The 13603-nt window shown below is 56.9% G+C and carries 15 protein-coding genes and 4 pseudogenes; 9 read left to right on the top strand and 10 right to left on the bottom strand.

Annotation, left to right across the window (positions count from 1 at the left end; genetic code table 11):
• Nucleotides 1-207: 207 nt before the first annotated feature.
• Nucleotides 208-693, top strand: coding sequence for a helix-turn-helix domain-containing protein (locus EFQ99_RS30760; protein ID WP_018247165.1), 486 nt, complete (start codon nucleotides 208-210; stop codon nucleotides 691-693).
• 71 nt (nucleotides 694-764) lie between these two features.
• On the opposite strand, the gene EFQ99_RS30765 is transcribed toward EFQ99_RS30760, so the two are convergent.
• The 4 genes from EFQ99_RS30765 to EFQ99_RS30780 all read right to left on the bottom strand — a co-directional run bounded on the left by EFQ99_RS30765 (nucleotide 765) and on the right by EFQ99_RS30780 (nucleotide 4401).
• A complete protein-coding gene (locus tag EFQ99_RS30765) occupies nucleotides 765-2000 on the bottom strand; it encodes a CapA family protein (protein ID WP_004668595.1) in 1236 nt (411 codons plus the stop codon).
• Between the two features lie 81 nt (nucleotides 2001-2081).
• Nucleotides 2082-2924, bottom strand: a complete 843-nt coding sequence (locus EFQ99_RS30770) for a transporter substrate-binding domain-containing protein (RefSeq protein ID WP_011053397.1) — start codon at nucleotides 2922-2924, stop codon at nucleotides 2082-2084.
• Nucleotides 2925-2981: 57 nt separating this feature from the next.
• Nucleotides 2982-3731 carry an ABC transporter permease gene (locus EFQ99_RS30775; protein WP_016737468.1) on the bottom strand — a complete coding sequence of 250 codons (750 nt, stop codon included), beginning with the start codon at nucleotides 3729-3731 and terminating at the stop codon, nucleotides 2982-2984.
• 4 nt (nucleotides 3732-3735) lie between these two features.
• Nucleotides 3736-4401, bottom strand: a complete 666-nt coding sequence (locus EFQ99_RS30780; protein ID WP_016737469.1) for an ABC transporter permease subunit — start codon at nucleotides 4399-4401, stop codon at nucleotides 3736-3738.
• A gap of 242 nt (nucleotides 4402-4643) precedes the next feature.
• On the opposite strand from EFQ99_RS30780, the gene EFQ99_RS30785 reads away from it, so the two are divergent.
• Both EFQ99_RS30785 and EFQ99_RS35730 read left to right on the top strand, forming a co-directional pair.
• Nucleotides 4644-5555, top strand: a complete 912-nt coding sequence (locus tag EFQ99_RS30785) for a LysR family transcriptional regulator (protein ID WP_042120104.1) — start codon at nucleotides 4644-4646, stop codon at nucleotides 5553-5555.
• A 173-nt stretch (nucleotides 5556-5728) separates the two neighbouring features.
• A pseudogene (locus EFQ99_RS35730) lies at nucleotides 5729-5906 on the top strand (IS630 family transposase); the annotation flags it as partial.
• Nucleotides 5907-6115: 209 nt separating this feature from the next.
• Here the strand turns inward: EFQ99_RS35730 and EFQ99_RS30790 are convergent.
• Both EFQ99_RS30790 and EFQ99_RS30795 read right to left on the bottom strand, forming a co-directional pair.
• A pseudogene (locus EFQ99_RS30790) lies at nucleotides 6116-6226 on the bottom strand (IS630 family transposase); the annotation flags it as partial.
• Nucleotides 6227-6284: 58 nt separating this feature from the next.
• Nucleotides 6285-6479, bottom strand: a complete 195-nt coding sequence (locus EFQ99_RS30795) for a hypothetical protein (RefSeq protein WP_010068053.1) — start codon at nucleotides 6477-6479, stop codon at nucleotides 6285-6287.
• Between the two features lie 472 nt (nucleotides 6480-6951).
• On the opposite strand from EFQ99_RS30795, the gene EFQ99_RS30800 reads away from it, so the two are divergent.
• The 4 genes and pseudogenes from EFQ99_RS30800 (at nucleotide 6952) to EFQ99_RS30830 (ending at nucleotide 9408) form a co-directional block, all read left to right on the top strand.
• On the top strand, nucleotides 6952-7128 hold the full coding sequence (locus EFQ99_RS30800) for a DUF3606 domain-containing protein (RefSeq protein WP_004668584.1): 177 nt from the start codon (nucleotides 6952-6954) through the stop codon (nucleotides 7126-7128).
• A gap of 884 nt (nucleotides 7129-8012) precedes the next feature.
• Nucleotides 8013-8222 (top strand): annotated as a pseudogene (locus EFQ99_RS35735) (DUF5372 family protein); the annotation flags it as partial.
• Between the two features lie 98 nt (nucleotides 8223-8320).
• Nucleotides 8321-8812, top strand: coding sequence for an ATP-binding protein (locus EFQ99_RS30825; protein ID WP_225882825.1), 492 nt, complete (start codon nucleotides 8321-8323; stop codon nucleotides 8810-8812).
• A 98-nt stretch (nucleotides 8813-8910) separates the two neighbouring features.
• A complete protein-coding gene (locus EFQ99_RS30830) occupies nucleotides 8911-9408 on the top strand; it encodes a helix-turn-helix domain-containing protein (RefSeq protein WP_010005427.1) in 498 nt (165 codons plus the stop codon).
• A gap of 26 nt (nucleotides 9409-9434) precedes the next feature.
• Here EFQ99_RS30830 and EFQ99_RS35230 read toward each other — a convergent pair.
• Nucleotides 9435-9606, bottom strand: a pseudogene (locus EFQ99_RS35230) (IS66 family transposase); the annotation flags it as partial.
• A gap of 435 nt (nucleotides 9607-10041) precedes the next feature.
• Between EFQ99_RS35230 and EFQ99_RS30835 the strand changes: the two are divergent.
• Complete coding sequence (locus EFQ99_RS30835; protein WP_010024976.1) at nucleotides 10042-10497, top strand: phasin; 456 nt, start codon at nucleotides 10042-10044, stop codon at nucleotides 10495-10497.
• Nucleotides 10498-10760: 263 nt separating this feature from the next.
• On the top strand, nucleotides 10761-11060 hold the full coding sequence (locus EFQ99_RS30840; protein WP_016737472.1) for a hypothetical protein: 300 nt from the start codon (nucleotides 10761-10763) through the stop codon (nucleotides 11058-11060).
• Between the two features lie 341 nt (nucleotides 11061-11401).
• Here the strand turns inward: EFQ99_RS30840 and EFQ99_RS30850 are convergent, their stop codons facing one another.
• The 3 genes from EFQ99_RS30850 to EFQ99_RS30860 form a co-directional block, all read right to left on the bottom strand.
• Complete coding sequence (locus EFQ99_RS30850; protein WP_037147006.1) at nucleotides 11402-11620, bottom strand: lysozyme family protein; 219 nt, start codon at nucleotides 11618-11620, stop codon at nucleotides 11402-11404.
• Nucleotides 11621-11688: 68 nt separating this feature from the next.
• Nucleotides 11689-11994: a hypothetical protein gene (locus tag EFQ99_RS30855; protein WP_004680432.1), complete on the bottom strand. Its 306-nt coding sequence runs from the start codon at nucleotides 11992-11994 to the stop codon at nucleotides 11689-11691.
• A 526-nt stretch (nucleotides 11995-12520) separates the two neighbouring features.
• Complete coding sequence (locus tag EFQ99_RS30860; RefSeq protein ID WP_004680431.1) at nucleotides 12521-13492, bottom strand: leucine-rich repeat domain-containing protein; 972 nt, start codon at nucleotides 13490-13492, stop codon at nucleotides 12521-12523.
• Nucleotides 13493-13603 lie beyond the last annotated feature (111 nt).

The raw sequence follows: 13603 nt of genomic DNA on the forward strand, positions 1-13603 counted from the left end.
TTAGAACCCCCTGTTAGCGGTTGGTGTCGGCCGATTCGGCACCACACTCCTTGACCTTCGGTCGAGGAGCCTGTGGCGTATGTCCAGGTTCCTCGGAACTAAAGGCCACAGGGCCGTCTAGCACGGTGTTCTAACTCCCCGATCAGTGGGTTGAGCGAGTTTTCAGCGGGGGCGCACCGCGTGAAACTCTCCATCGGGGTGACCACCATGAAGCGCTATGTAGCAGCCCAGGTTCGGACTTCGAGACCTGCGCAAGCCAAACAGTCGGATGTTGCACGCGAGTCGGTACATCCAGTCGATCGGCATGTCGGACAGCAAATCCGTATCCGCCGAATGCAGTCGAATGTCTCCCTAGGGGATCTCGGCGCCGGCATCGGGGTGAGTTTGCAGCAGGTACAAAAATATGAAAGCGGTAAGAACCGCGTCAGCGCTTCGATGCTCTACGAGCTTGCCAATTGCCTCAAGATCCCGGTTTCGAGGTTTTTCGAAGGCCTTCCAGATCCCGAAACCACTCAGGGCCAGCAATTCATAACAGAGATCGATGGGAAGATTGCCTACATATCCACGGCGGAGGGACGGCGTCTGATAGACGACGTTTTGCTCCTTTCTCCGCGTGTGCGCAGCCGGGTCGTTGCCCTCGTCAGCTCGATTGTCGATGAAGAGATGGAAGAACACAAGGACGTTTCCCCATAAAAAGACCAACAAGAGCGCGGCCGCAAAAATTGGTCAGCGGTTCGTAGAGTTATCGCCGCATACTGCAGGTTCTAAAAAGCGATCTGGCCAACGTTCTTCTCTCGGTCAAGCACAGTGCCAAAACCGGCACTGCGGTCGGCAAGATCGTCAAGGATGTCTGCCGCCATTCTGCCATCGGCGAGCACAGGGAAGGGGAGGCGATCGCGTGCAGGATTCGATAATGCCTCGGTTCCACCGATCACAATCGGACGCAAGCGTACATTTTCCAGCTGTCCGCTAGATCCAAAATTGCAGGTCGCGATGACGCTCCTCCACACTTCCGGCGGGCTCCATTCCTGTTCGTCCTTTTCCGTATGGAAGAGGAAGTTGCCAAGGCCGTAGAAAATTGGCGTATTCCGATATATCTCAACCCCTTGAAGGACCGGAGCGCCATGGCTGACAAAGAGGCCTGCGCCCGCGTTAACGCAATCGTGCGCAAATTCGCGGACCCAGACGGGGACTTGCTGCCAGTTCGGCTCCCAATGGTGATGATGCAAATACACGATGACGAGCGTGTCGCGGCCCGCTTCTTCCGCGATCGCCGAAAGGTGAGCCCTGGCGCTGTGCCGGTCCATGACGATGCGGCGAGCGGTCTCATCTGATCTGCGAAACACGGTTCCATAGAAATCAATTTCGTCTTGGCCATGAAGATCAGGCGGATCCTCTGGCTGGGCATAATTCGCGCGCTCCAAGGGCGAACTTAGAAGACGCTCCTGAATGGAGCGAAGCAAGTTGAATGTTCCCGCTTCCAGGTCGAATACCCTGGAGACTTTCAGACTATTGATGCCGGGCCTTGCTATCCTGCCCTCAGTTGCGTCCTCGGCGTACATGAAAGACGGGCCTGGCCCGGCATCCATGGCAATCAGCGCGACATTTCGGGATCCGAACGTCATTTTCTGTGCCGTGGAAGCATGATGCTTGTTGTGGCCGATGCCGGCATGCAGGAAATTGTGTGCCGCAACCTCCTCCAGCGTCGAGAGGATCCCCGGCGGTCCAAGATCGAAAGCATGGTTGTTCGCCAGAGCCAGGCTATTGAAACCGAGCTCCTTCAACGCCGCCAAGACATCCGGCGCTGCAGCGCCGAAATAGCTGCCTTTGAGCGGCCATCCACCATGACGACCATAGATAGTCGTCTCGAGATTGGTGAAGGCAACATCGCTTGCTTTGAGGATCTCGGCGATCTCAGCGAGCCGTGGATCGCCGATCGTTCGAAGATCATGACGGATGAGCGACTGGCCGGTGACAGCAATGGAAAAGGGTGCGGACATATGGTCTACCTTCGATCTTTGGGACTGCCGACTGCTCACGCACTATGGCTTCGGGGGAAATGCGTGTCGGAAAGCCAGTGTCTAGTTCGATGTCTGCGGCGAAACATCGATCTTGAACCATTGCTCGCTCAGCCGCTTCAGGGTTCCGTCGCTCGTGGCGGCCTCGATGGCGCTATCGAATGCCGCAACCAGTTCGCCGTCATCTTGCCGGAGCCCGACGCCGACACCCGGGCCCCACAGGCCACCGGAGAGCCGCGGGCCGTAGAGCGTCGCAATCCCGCCATCCGTGCTGTCGAGGAAGGCTTTCCAGGTGAAATAGTCGGCAAGACCGCCATCGATGCGCTCAGCCACGAGATCGAGATGCATGTTGTCCTGGGAATCGTAGCTCCTGATCGTCGCGACCTTTCCGAACAGTTCATTGAGCACCGCTTCCGAATTCGATGATCGCAATACGCCCAAAGTTCTGCCGTTGAGAGCGGCTCGAAGCTCCTCGATCTTTGCCTGCTTTTCAGGGTCGATAGTTGTGAGGTCGAGCTCGGCCAACGTATCCGTGGGCGGAAGATTGAGATCTTTGCGTATGACAACTTGGTTGAAACCTCCGGCGTAGGGCTTGGAAAAAGCGATAGATTTCTTCCGCTTCTCAGTTATCGCCATCCCCGACATGATGGCATCGAACTTTCCAACGGTGAGCGCCGGTATGATTCCGTCCCAGTCCTGAGGCACGAAAGTGCACTCGAACTTCATCCTCCGGCAAAGATCGCGGCCGACGTCGATGTCAAAGCCGGCGAGCTCCCCTTGGGGGGTGATGGCATTCCAGGGCGGCGAAGCACCTTCAGAGGCGATTGTCAGTGTCTTCCTGTCCATTGCTCCCGCGTTGTTGGCGCAGACGACAAGAGACAGGGCAAGCAGAAGTGTTCGTTTCACGACGATGTTCCTTTCATTGCTGAGTTTGATTGTTGGCGTCCGGGATGTGGGCTGGCGTCAAGTTTCAGCCGAGGCGAGAGGCGGCTTTCCGTTCGCTCTTCGAGGTACAGGTTGCGCCGGCGGTGGACGGTTTGCCGTCGGCGTCCAACGCGTCTCCAGCATCTGGAAACCTTGCGTGATCAAGAGGGTAAGCAGCAGATAGAAAGCCCCCGCGGCAATGAAGACCTCGTATGGGGCGAATGTCTCCGACACCAGCTGTCGGGCGAGCCCGGTCACCTCAAGCAGCGTGATGGTGCTTGCAAGGGAGCTTGCCTTCAGCATTCCAACCACCTCATTTGCATAGGCGGGAAGAGCGATCCTGAGGGTCAAAGGGAACACGATAAGACGGGCAGTGTGGAAACGGGAAAGGCCCAAGGCTTTGGCCGCTTCAATCTGCCCACGCGGGACCGCCTGGATCCCGCCGCGCAGAACTTCTGTCGTATGGGCGGCGCTGTTCAGGGTGAAAGCAATGAAGGCGCACCAGAACGGCTCTCGCATCACGGCCCATAGAAAGCTTTGGCGGACGAGGGGAAGCTGGCCAATCCCGTAGTAAATCAGGAAAAGCTGAACCAGAAGTGGCGTGCCGCGGAACGCATAGGTATATGCCAGCACGGGCGCGGAAGCCCACGGATTTGATGATGCCCGTAGGAAGGCGAGCGGGACCGAGACGGCGAAGCCTGCGGCAAGCGATGCGAATGTCAGAACCAGAGTGAGAAGAAGGCCGCGGGGAAGGGTGAGAAACGCTTCAAGCGCGATGGTCATGCTCATTGCCTCAACCTTTCATCGCCGGGAGCGAATAGCGGCGCTCCAATAACCGGAACGAAAGAAGGGACAGGCTTGTGAGGGCGAGGTAGATTGCAGACGCTGCGAGATAGAAGGGGAGTGGAGCGCGCAGTGAGCCTGCGCCTATATAGGCGACGCGCATGACATCCGTCAGCCCGACGACGGAAATCAGCGATGTATCCTTTATCAAGGAGATGCAAAGGTTACAGAATGCCGGCAGAGCGATCGGGATCATCTGGGGAATGATGATCAGAAACCAAATCTGCGCGTTCGAAAGCCCGAGCGCCGCTGCAGCCTCTCGTTGGCCTGGTGCAACCGCGTTGATCGCACCACGGAATATTTCCGCGGCGTACCCGCTGAACACGACGGTCAGTGCCGCGACACCGGCCGCAAATGCATTAATCTCGATGTAGCCACCGGCAATCGCGCTCAAAAGGGCGGTTCCGCCGAAATACGTCAGGAGGATGATCAGAAGTTCCGGAACACCCCGGATGATGCCCGTGTAGGCCCGCATGCACGATGAAACCGACTTACGGGTCGAGTTGCGGAGAACGGCAATAAGCAAACCTAATAGGGTCCCGAAAGCGCAGCTCAAGGCAAACACTAAAAGTGTGTTCTTCAATCCAGATAAAAATTGATCTACAAATGCGTACAATGCAAGTCTCCAATATTCTTGCGAGCGCACCGAAATAGGAAAGGTATTCTCCCGACATATACAAAGGGCTTGCCGAGATTTAACCGAGGGTAGATTGGATTCATTAGCTTAACCGGCGCTCTAAGTTTGGCGTATGTCAAAAATATACTTTGACTTGCCGCCGTCAATTTATAAGATTCAGGAAGTTTTGATAAGCGCAGCTTATGAGGCGCGTCGCTCGACCACGATTGAGATTCCCGGCCATGGACGTCACCGACTCCGGAGTGAAGATCCGCCACCTTCAAATATTGCGGGAGGTTATGCGCGCCGGCTCGGAAAGGCTCGCAGCGCAGATGTTGCGAATAACCCAGCCGGCGGTCAGCCAAAACATCAAGCAGCTAGAGGAGACTGTCGGCTTCGCGCTCTTCCGCCGGGAAAACAACAGACTGGTGCCAACCGTCAAGGCATGGGAATTTCTACGCACAATCGACGCGGCGTTTGCCGGACTTGATCGGATCGGACCGTCAATCGACTTCCTGCGGAACAACGATACGCGAATGATCGGCATCGCGGCGCCAAGCGCTTTCTCCTTCGCGACCTTGCCGAAAGTGGTCAAAAGGATTCGGGAGAGAAGCCGCTCTTACGCCGTTCAGGTGAAATCAGGAACTTATGAGCAGATTGCAGATCATGTGTTAAACGGCCGCTCGGATCTTGGCATCTCCCGATTGCCTCTTGATGAGCGCATTCTTGATTGGGTGCCCGTCGGCTCGGCCACCAACGTATGTCTTTTTCCGGCCAACCATCGATTTGCGGCACAGCAGCTTGTCACTGCCGAAGATCTTGCTAGTGAGGCGATCATCGATATCGACCCGCAAATTGCCTCTCACCAAATGAGCGTCAATGCCCTTCGATATATGGGAACCGCTCCTGACATCGCCGTGGAATATGACGCCAATGGCCATGACATTGGCTATGTCATGGCAGGGATCGGCGTTTCGATTACGAACGAGATCATTGCGAGCGAATATGCTGAATTCGACGTTGCATTCCGCGAATTTCAGCCAGGGGCAACATATCACTACGTCGTCGTTTGGCAAAAAGATCGAAAGCTGAGTGATAGCCTAAGATTTGCATTGGAAGAGATAGTCGCGGCTTTGACAGATCGGGCTGCTTGACGATCGCATCGAGGTATGACCCTCGCACCGTAAAACAGATGTTGCGAGTTCATGCTGAACCGCGAGTTGTGCGCGTAAGCTTAGAGCGGGATGATTTTAGGTAGACCCGTGAGAAGGATTCCCTATGACGCAAATCAGATTCATCCTTCTGGCCGGTCAGGAGGCTGAGCTGGATGGCGAGACCTGTTTCGAATAACCGCGAGAAGTTGTAGAAGCGGTGATACAGGAGGGGTGTGGTGCCGGGCGGCGTCCAAGCGCTTCCGCATTGGCATCAGCATCGCGATCGATTGGGTGCGGCGCGTGACGCGACGGACAGCGCAGCCCGGCAGGATGAGTAGCCACAAGCCGCGAACGGCGGTGGCTTACCTAAGCCACCGAGCAGATAGTTGCGCCATATCGTAGAAGAACATCGCGACAATCGGAACTGCGTCGGTTGGCAGAAGCGGACCGGTTGTTTGTGCGATCATTGGTGCCATGTTCTCTTTAAGTGATTCTGCAGTTATCTTAAAATGGCGGATGACACTTCAATTGGACGCAATATCGACTAGAGCAAATCCTGTTCAATCCGGCTCATATCCAGCAGCCCTGAAGTAGTTTGCGCATTCTGTCGGCGTGAAGCGGAGCATCAATGCGCCTAGGACGTCCCATAGAGCATCGATCTTTCGTTCCGCGCCCTCCGTGGTTGACTGCGGCCCCTAAACCGGGACCGCGTGCCGGTGGCGACGGAAGCTATGAGATCACATGCTCAATGCGCTCGAGGTGGTGCTGAGGCACGATCTGAAGGGGTTCCTCGGCCGCTGCGATTTCCTCGACCGTAAGTCCGGTGGCGATGGCCAGGTCCTCAAGGCTGTAGCCCTTCGCAATCCTGGCTTCGCGGCGACGAGCGGCTGCGGAGGTGTTGTCGGCGGTAGCAAATTGATCCATTCCAAACTCCAAATCACGTTGATGTAGCGGCTGAGGGGGATCTGTCCCCGATGGGTTGGCTCCTTCGTGGTGCCGACTCGGTCAGAGGTTAGCCGCAACCTGCCGAGCCGCTTGGTTTCTCTTCGCAGACGACGCTCTTGCGTGGCTTCCGCCGCGATCTTGTTCTGCGTTCGGATGCCGAGCGCTCCTGCATTAGCGCTGTTGTTCTAGTCCTGCTTTCTATGACAATCAATCCATGGGTTTGCTCATAGGCACACGACGAGCCGTACCAACTGCCTGGGAAGAATTGTCCGCTACTGATTAACTGCGGTCGCAGATATGCCTTGCGCGATCTCATCGTCGAAGTGAACCATCTCGCCCGAGGCCATGTGCAGCGCGTCCGCGACATCGCCGAAGCGCGCCTCACCATAACGGAGGCCGGAACTTATTGAATCGGCGCCCGTTCGTAAGGACCGACATTAGGAGGATCTCAGTGGCAACCACATCCAAAGCCCGCAGCCAGGATCGTGCTCGCGTCGCAGGTGGTCAGGATCACGAGGTGAAGTACGAAGCCCGGAAGGAAGGCATTTCCAAGGAAGCGGTGAAGAAGACCGTGAAGAACGTAGGCAACAGTCGCAAGAAGGTCGAAGCCGAACTCGACCGGCACTAATCCGGGTTGGAGAGTTCAACCGTGAGGGTCCGCAGCCATAAAGTCAGCGGCGGAAACAGCCGCTGAAAGTCTGGCTCCGACGGATCATAACGCAGCGGCGGAAGGCGCCTGACTGCAGGAGTTGACGACCCCGCAGGAAGCGTTTCGGAGCAAGGCTATCGAAGCTGCGGGATACAGCGCCGTCGAGCAAAGCCAAAAGTATTGGGACGCCGGAGCGTTTCTTGCAAGGGGCGGAGCCGCATCGCATGAGGAAGGGGCTGGCGAGCGAACCCAACGAGCTCCAAAGTCGCGATACGCGACGGCGTCGGCTGACTTTACCTGCAGAACAGAATTCAGAGGCCCACAGACCGTGGGGCACCGCGTGCGGACGCCGGTCCCGACCGGTCCGTTCAATCGACTTCTAGAAGCTGCCATCCCGTTTTTGGGACCGGCCAGCATCGTCGATCTTCTCGTGCTCACTGCGCTGAATAGGAAGCGCGGTCGGTATTAAGCCATTCTCCCGTAACGCCAAAGGCGAGCGGCGGAGCGCCGATCAATCGCCCGAGTCGGGTCTCCAGTGTTTGAAACGATGCTCAGGGAAGCGGTCGACGTGAACCTCGCTTAAATCCTGCGGAGTATTCCATTGCCGACATGCCAGTCGATCAGATCCCGAAACAGGCTTAGCGAGTGCCACGTGCATCGTCGTCCCGATGTGGACTGTAGACTAGCTTCCTGCATAGGGCGATGCGATCCTGAGTTGCGTTCATGTGTCCTCTCCTTCGCGACGGAGAGACCCTAAGCTATGCCGACTAGGCGGCTGCTATGGTGCCGGAAACGTTGGCAAAGTCGGTTAATCGGCATAGTTTGCTGGTCAGTATAAACGTGCTTTTGCCGCGCGCGGCAAAATGCAGTTTGAAGCAGCGTCGCGATCGTCGCCCAAGTCCTGCCGCCGCCTTCCGAGCCGGGTTCATAATGCCGGATTTCCGACGTTTGAAGCAAGGGTCACCTATCCCTTCCATCCACTGGTTGACCAAACCGTCTTGGTAACCGGCAGCCATGAGCACGAAGGCGTTCACTATCTGCTCATTCTGGCACACGGTGGTTCATTTCAAATTCCGGCATGGATGTTTGATCCTGCGGCAAGTTCGATCGAGATCGTAGCTGCGCCGCGCCTTTCGGCAACCAAACTCGTTGAACTGCGCGCCAAGCTTTGTTGCCTGACTATTCCGTTGCGGTCGCTGCGGTCGCCGATTGCACATTCAATACTCCGGGAAAGGCGGCGCAGCGATATGTTTGTCGCGGCACGTTCGGCGCCATGGCGGTCGGCAACTGTATCGGGTTCGGCGGCATGCGGGTCGATCGGGCCGTGGCGCAGGAGGTGCTCGAGCGATTGCAACCTCCGGGAATCGAGGCGGCCTTGCGGGCAATGGAGGCGCACACGCAGCGTCATAGCGACAATCAACAGCAACTCGAGAACTTAATCAAGCAAGCACAATACGAGGCTGCCAGGGCGCGCCGCCAGTATGATGCTGTCGATCCGGGCAATCGGTTGGTCGCCGGCGAACTGGAGCGGCGCTGGAATGAGAAGCTGATCCTATTGCGTGATCTCGAGGTCCAGTTCGAGATGCTCTCGACCGACCGTAACACGCCTGCTTTATCGGCCGACGACCGTACAAGATTGATGATGCTCGGTAGCGATCTATAGTAAGGCATGGCACAGGTCCCGACGCGTCTATCGAGACACGCCAAAAGATCATTCGGCTGCTGATCAAAGAAATCATTGTCGATACCGTTGACGACACATTGGCGCTCGTCATTCATTGGCAGGGTGGCGATCACACCCGGATGACGGTGAAGAAAAACAAGATCGGCCAGACCCGCTGGGCAGTTAAGGCTGATGTTGTCGATCTCGTTCGCAACTTGGCGAGGCAGTTGCCCGATTTGTCGATCGCAGCGATCTTGAATCGATCCGGCAAGCGGACAGGGCATGGCGCCAGCTGGACGCGAAGCCACGTCTGCAGTCTTCGCAACATCCACGGCATCTCCGTCTATCGAGAAGGTGAACGGGCCGAACGCGGTGAGAGAACCCTCGACGAGGCCGCCGACATTCTAAAGGTGAGTCGAGCTACCGCCTACCGGATGGTCAGCAGCGGTGTCCTTCCCGCTCGCCAGTTATGCACCGGAGCGCCGTGGATCATCCAGCTTTCCGACCTTCAACACGAAACCGTGCGCCGCGAAGCCGATGCCAGGCGATCCCGGCGTCCGATATCTCAGGATCCGGTTCAAAATCCTCTTTTATAGACATCATCAGATGAGGAGTATGTCGCGCCCTCGTCACCTTCAGCAAACAGGCTATTTTTTCTTAACGCCTGGGGCTTGATTGCCCGCTCAACATGTGGAGTCCACTTCGACGCGGCCGTCTTTCAGGAAGCGCTCGAAGATATCGCGGCGCGATATGGAATAGCGGAGAGCTCCGCGAGTTTTGATTTTCCGGGTAACGCCCCTTAGCCACGAACAGGCACATGATCCTTGGCGCGATTTGAAGTCCACGTGAATTCCCTTGTCCCCAGCGCAACCGTCGACATTTCTCGCAAATGTCGGGCATCCGCCACTTTTGTCAGGTTTGTCGTGATTGGAACGTTTTGTTCGCCGGTCTCTCCGTCAAATACACATCAACCTGCCCTCAACCCGCCCATTGATAAAAGAAAATGATCTTCTTGGCGCGTCGGAGCAGTTGGCATGGTGTTTGCTGATCCCTGGTTACAAGCGGCAGAAAGCAGTCTGCATTATGCCGGTTCATGAAACGAACGGAACGGAGGCCACCTGACCGTTCGTCATCGGATCCGCGTTCTACCAAGCGGCCATGCATCCGCCGGCGGAAGGGTCAATCCCGATGTCACAGCTTGCAACCAACTCAAAGAGAAGGAAAATGCAATGACCAAGATTTCCGAAAGATCCTTTGAAACGATCGAAAACCCGGGGTCATCGTCGCTCAAGGTGCCAGATCAGTTCGGCGCATCTGTTGAAAAGGGGAACAAGAAGGTGACAGAGGCTTTTTTGAAATTTGCGTCCGGCGCTGAAGCGACACAGAAAATGCTGCCTCCGATCCTCGAAACGACAAGTCTATTCGGCAACGAATTGTGGTGGAAGACGATCGCTGCACTGCAGGCCGACGCCGAGGCCAGCTTCTCACATTTGCAAGCTTTGCTGGGCGCGAATTCGCCGTCGCAGATCCTCGAACAGCAGTCGACCTTTTTCCGCAAGCGGGTTGAGACAAGTTTGCAGCACGCCAAGGAAGTCCGGGTGCTCTCAAGCAGGGCGGTGGAGGAAATCTCAAAGCCGGTCAAGGATGCTTTTGACAAGGTGCTGACGGACCTCAAGGCGACGTAAAAGCGGACTCGCACTTAAATCGCCTGGACTGATCGGGGGCGGCCTACCTTATTCATGGACGGAAAAGATGGTGACGGGGACCATCAGGTCGGGAGAGAGCTGGAAAGTGTGTCCTGCGATCTCGATAGCTCCAGCTAACAAGCTCCTGAAAACGGATCGCGGGCGGCCGGCGTGACATATTGGACGGTTTGAACTGGCGAAGAACCCACCATCTTGGTATCTAACCGCGTAGGCGGCAGGGGGCAGGGGGCAGGGAAGTGGTAATGGATTCACGCAGGGACATAGCCGAGCGGGTCATCGCGCGTTGGAAGGCGCGAGGAATCCGGATCGATGAAGACCCGGGTTTCATGGAACTGGTCGCTCTTTGGACGGCAGGGTCGATTGCGTCCGGTGAAATGCGCCGCCGGTATTCGGCGCTCCAGCGCGAGCGGTCGCTGTCCAGGTCAAATCCACTTGATGTGTATCCCTGCGACGAAGGGGCGGAGGTCGATCATCGATCGATTGCGATTCCAGACGACGAACCAGATGAACGGGGAGGTCTCGGACTGCCGGCGCAAGGGTGACTCTTACAAAGGGCTCATCACGCACCATTTCCTGGCGAGCGCGAACTTCACGAAACAGCGGGTCGACAAGCGCTGCGTCGCGTTGTGCATATTCTCGGGAAGAGTCCGAAAAATCCTTGCCACGAGCCGCAATGGCTGGCGGCTCAGCAAGGTAGAAGGTGAGGAGCGGCCGGCGGTACTGAGTCGACATCTTTATCAACTGTGGGCGTGTCGGCTCAGGGCATCTTCAAGCATGGCAAGGCGGTCGCTGCCCGCTATACAGGGTGCATCGCTAATGCCGAGCTTGTCGGCACATCTTCAACGCTGAGTCCCTCAGTCTCGTGCGCCCAGCGTCCGACAAGTTATTGTCTTCCATGGGAGTCCGGCTTGCGCAAATTGCCCCCGATGAAGGTTGGTCCGCCCGGGTCTTCCGCATGGAAAACGCGCGTTGCCTCAAAAACGCCGGTGCGCCATGCATAGGTCGTATCGTCGATCATCTGCGGCAAGACCTCCTGGTTTGTCGGACGGCCATACCATTTGGTGACGATGCGGGCGACTTTGGCGACGAGCGCGGTACTCATGCGAAGGTTCGAGTGTGCATCGAACATCTCCGGCGCCAATAGCATCGAGACCTCGTTTGGGCGAAAGGTTATTCCTTTGCTGCAAAGCCTAGCTCAACGCGGCTGACATCTAAGATCGCCCGAAGGACGTCGATGCCGAATTTGAGGCTTTCCACCTCGACATCCAGCGAGATGCCCTCGGTGACTGTGCCTTTTGCGTTAGCGATTACCACCTCCTCCAGGTCTTCGAACCACTGAGGACTGTTCCCTTTGTGAAGCTTCGATAGTTCCGCAATCGCGACACTAAATGCCGATTGGACCGCGATTAGAGCGGCGCCGAGCTTTCGTTCGTCTACACCCGAGATGCAAACAATGGGGCTGTTTTTCTCATCCATGGGCTGTTCCTCTGCTGGCTCGCCACGAAAACTCTATTTCAACTAATAGGCGACAGAGTCGTCGATCGCCGACGAATGCAAATAGGCCCGTAGGCTGGAGTCTCGGGTAGTTAGATCAACGAATACGCGATGCTGGGGGTGGACCATGTGGAAATGGTGGATGCGCTTGAGGCCTGTTGAAATCTGGGTCCAGCTTCCGAACGTTCCAACCGGCGGCAATGCCTCTAGGCCGTACGCGTCGCACCTCCTGGTACGCGATAGCGGGTAATCCTTTGTACGAACTGGCTCGCATGCAAGGTCGCCCGAAGGACACAAGTGCCGAGCCTGGGCTTTCCGGCCATAGTCTTCAGTGAGACGTCTGTTGCTTCCACAACTCAACATATTCCGGCGAGCGGCATAAACCTGCAAACTCATTGTTTTTGATCCGCACGCGTCATACCTGGCCTGCACCCCACCGCCATGGCTTCGGCAAAAGGCCTTTTACTCAAAACGCAGGGACCTAGTTTGGCCCGTTTGTCAGGCAGCATCACAAAAAGATCTGCGGAAGGCTCGTCCCGCTTTGCGCGCTCAGGTGCGCCCGCAGTCGATCTGGCAGCGGATTGTTATTCAGGTACACTTTGCAATGAGGCGGAAGCTGCGACAGAATGTACGGCAGTGCAGTTCGCCCGTCGCCAAGTCCTCTCAGGTTGTTTCCACGAACGCTAAGCTCCTCCAGCCCCCTCGGCAGGTTAGGGGGCAGGTGGGTCAGTTCATTACTGTCGGTGCTGAGCCACTTTAGGGTGGCCGGGAGGTCCTCGGGTAGGCTAGTCAGTTCATTGTGAGGGACTTCGAGCCTCGTGAGCTTTGCAGGAAGGCGCTCGGGCAGGCGAATTATATTATTGAGTTCGGCGCGGAGATCCGTCAATTCGAGGGGGAGATTCTCCGGCAGGTGCGCGATTTCGTTGCGGGTGACATGAAGCTCCCTGAGCTCAGGCGGCAGGTTATCGGGCAAACTGGTCAGCCGGTTGTGGTTGACGTAGAGATACTTTAGTCCGGAAGGAAGCTCGTTCGGCAATCTGGTCAGCCGGTTGCCGTCGACGTAGAGCGTCTCGAGCATGTCCGGAAGAACCTCAGGCAGCGTGGTCAGCTGGTTGTCGCAGGCAGAGAGCTTTCGCAGACCGGGCGGGAGGTTGTTGGGCAGCCTGCCCAACCGGTTGTCATTGGCGTTGAGCCGCTGGAGGCCGGCCGGTAAGGTGGGGGGCAGTGCCGTTAGGGACAGCGATGTTAAGTTCAGGGGGGCACGAAAATTGCGGGTTTCCGTCCAGGCCTCGATCCGTGCCATTGCCTCGTGCCGGTCCTCGTCCTGCTCCTGCTGCCCGTCTTCCGCCCAGGCCAGTAAAATTTCTTTCAGTGCCGCTTCGCCGGACGAGGAGCCAGTCAAGCCTTCAACCCAGTTAAAGGTGTCTTCACCGCCTTGTTCGGAACTATTGCCAACACCCCCCTGCCTTCTGCCGTACATTGCGTCGTTCCTTAGGTCATTGCGTCACTGCTGATGTTACTTCCGTCGCGACCTTTCCTTCCAATACCAAATTCGTATCCCGTTATGCTTCGGGGGCATGGCCAGCGTCCT

It is taken from the genome of Rhizobium vallis (assembly GCF_003985155.1).
Classification (GTDB): Bacteria; Pseudomonadota; Alphaproteobacteria; order Rhizobiales; family Rhizobiaceae; genus Rhizobium; species Rhizobium vallis.

Excerpts from the sequence above, each read along its gene's own strand:
- EFQ99_RS30760 (WP_018247165.1), top strand. The coding sequence starts at position 208 with ATGAAGCGCTATGTAGCAGCCCAGGTTCGGACTTCGAGACCTGCGCAA.
- EFQ99_RS30765 (WP_004668595.1), bottom strand. The coding sequence starts at position 2,000 with ATGTCCGCACCCTTTTCCATTGCTGTCACCGGCCAGTCGCTCATCCGT.
- EFQ99_RS30775 (WP_016737468.1), bottom strand. The coding sequence starts at position 3,731 with ATGAGCATGACCATCGCGCTTGAAGCGTTTCTCACCCTTCCCCGCGGC.
- EFQ99_RS30785 (WP_042120104.1), top strand. The coding sequence starts at position 4,644 with ATGGACGTCACCGACTCCGGAGTGAAGATCCGCCACCTTCAAATATTG.
- EFQ99_RS30795 (WP_010068053.1), bottom strand. The coding sequence starts at position 6,479 with ATGGATCAATTTGCTACCGCCGACAACACCTCCGCAGCCGCTCGTCGC.
- EFQ99_RS30835 (WP_010024976.1), top strand. The coding sequence starts at position 10,042 with ATGACCAAGATTTCCGAAAGATCCTTTGAAACGATCGAAAACCCGGGG.
- EFQ99_RS30840 (WP_016737472.1), top strand. The coding sequence starts at position 10,761 with ATGGATTCACGCAGGGACATAGCCGAGCGGGTCATCGCGCGTTGGAAG.
- EFQ99_RS30850 (WP_037147006.1), bottom strand. The coding sequence starts at position 11,620 with ATGAGTACCGCGCTCGTCGCCAAAGTCGCCCGCATCGTCACCAAATGG.
- EFQ99_RS30855 (WP_004680432.1), bottom strand. The coding sequence starts at position 11,994 with ATGGATGAGAAAAACAGCCCCATTGTTTGCATCTCGGGTGTAGACGAA.
- EFQ99_RS30860 (WP_004680431.1), bottom strand. The coding sequence starts at position 13,492 with ATGTACGGCAGAAGGCAGGGGGGTGTTGGCAATAGTTCCGAACAAGGC.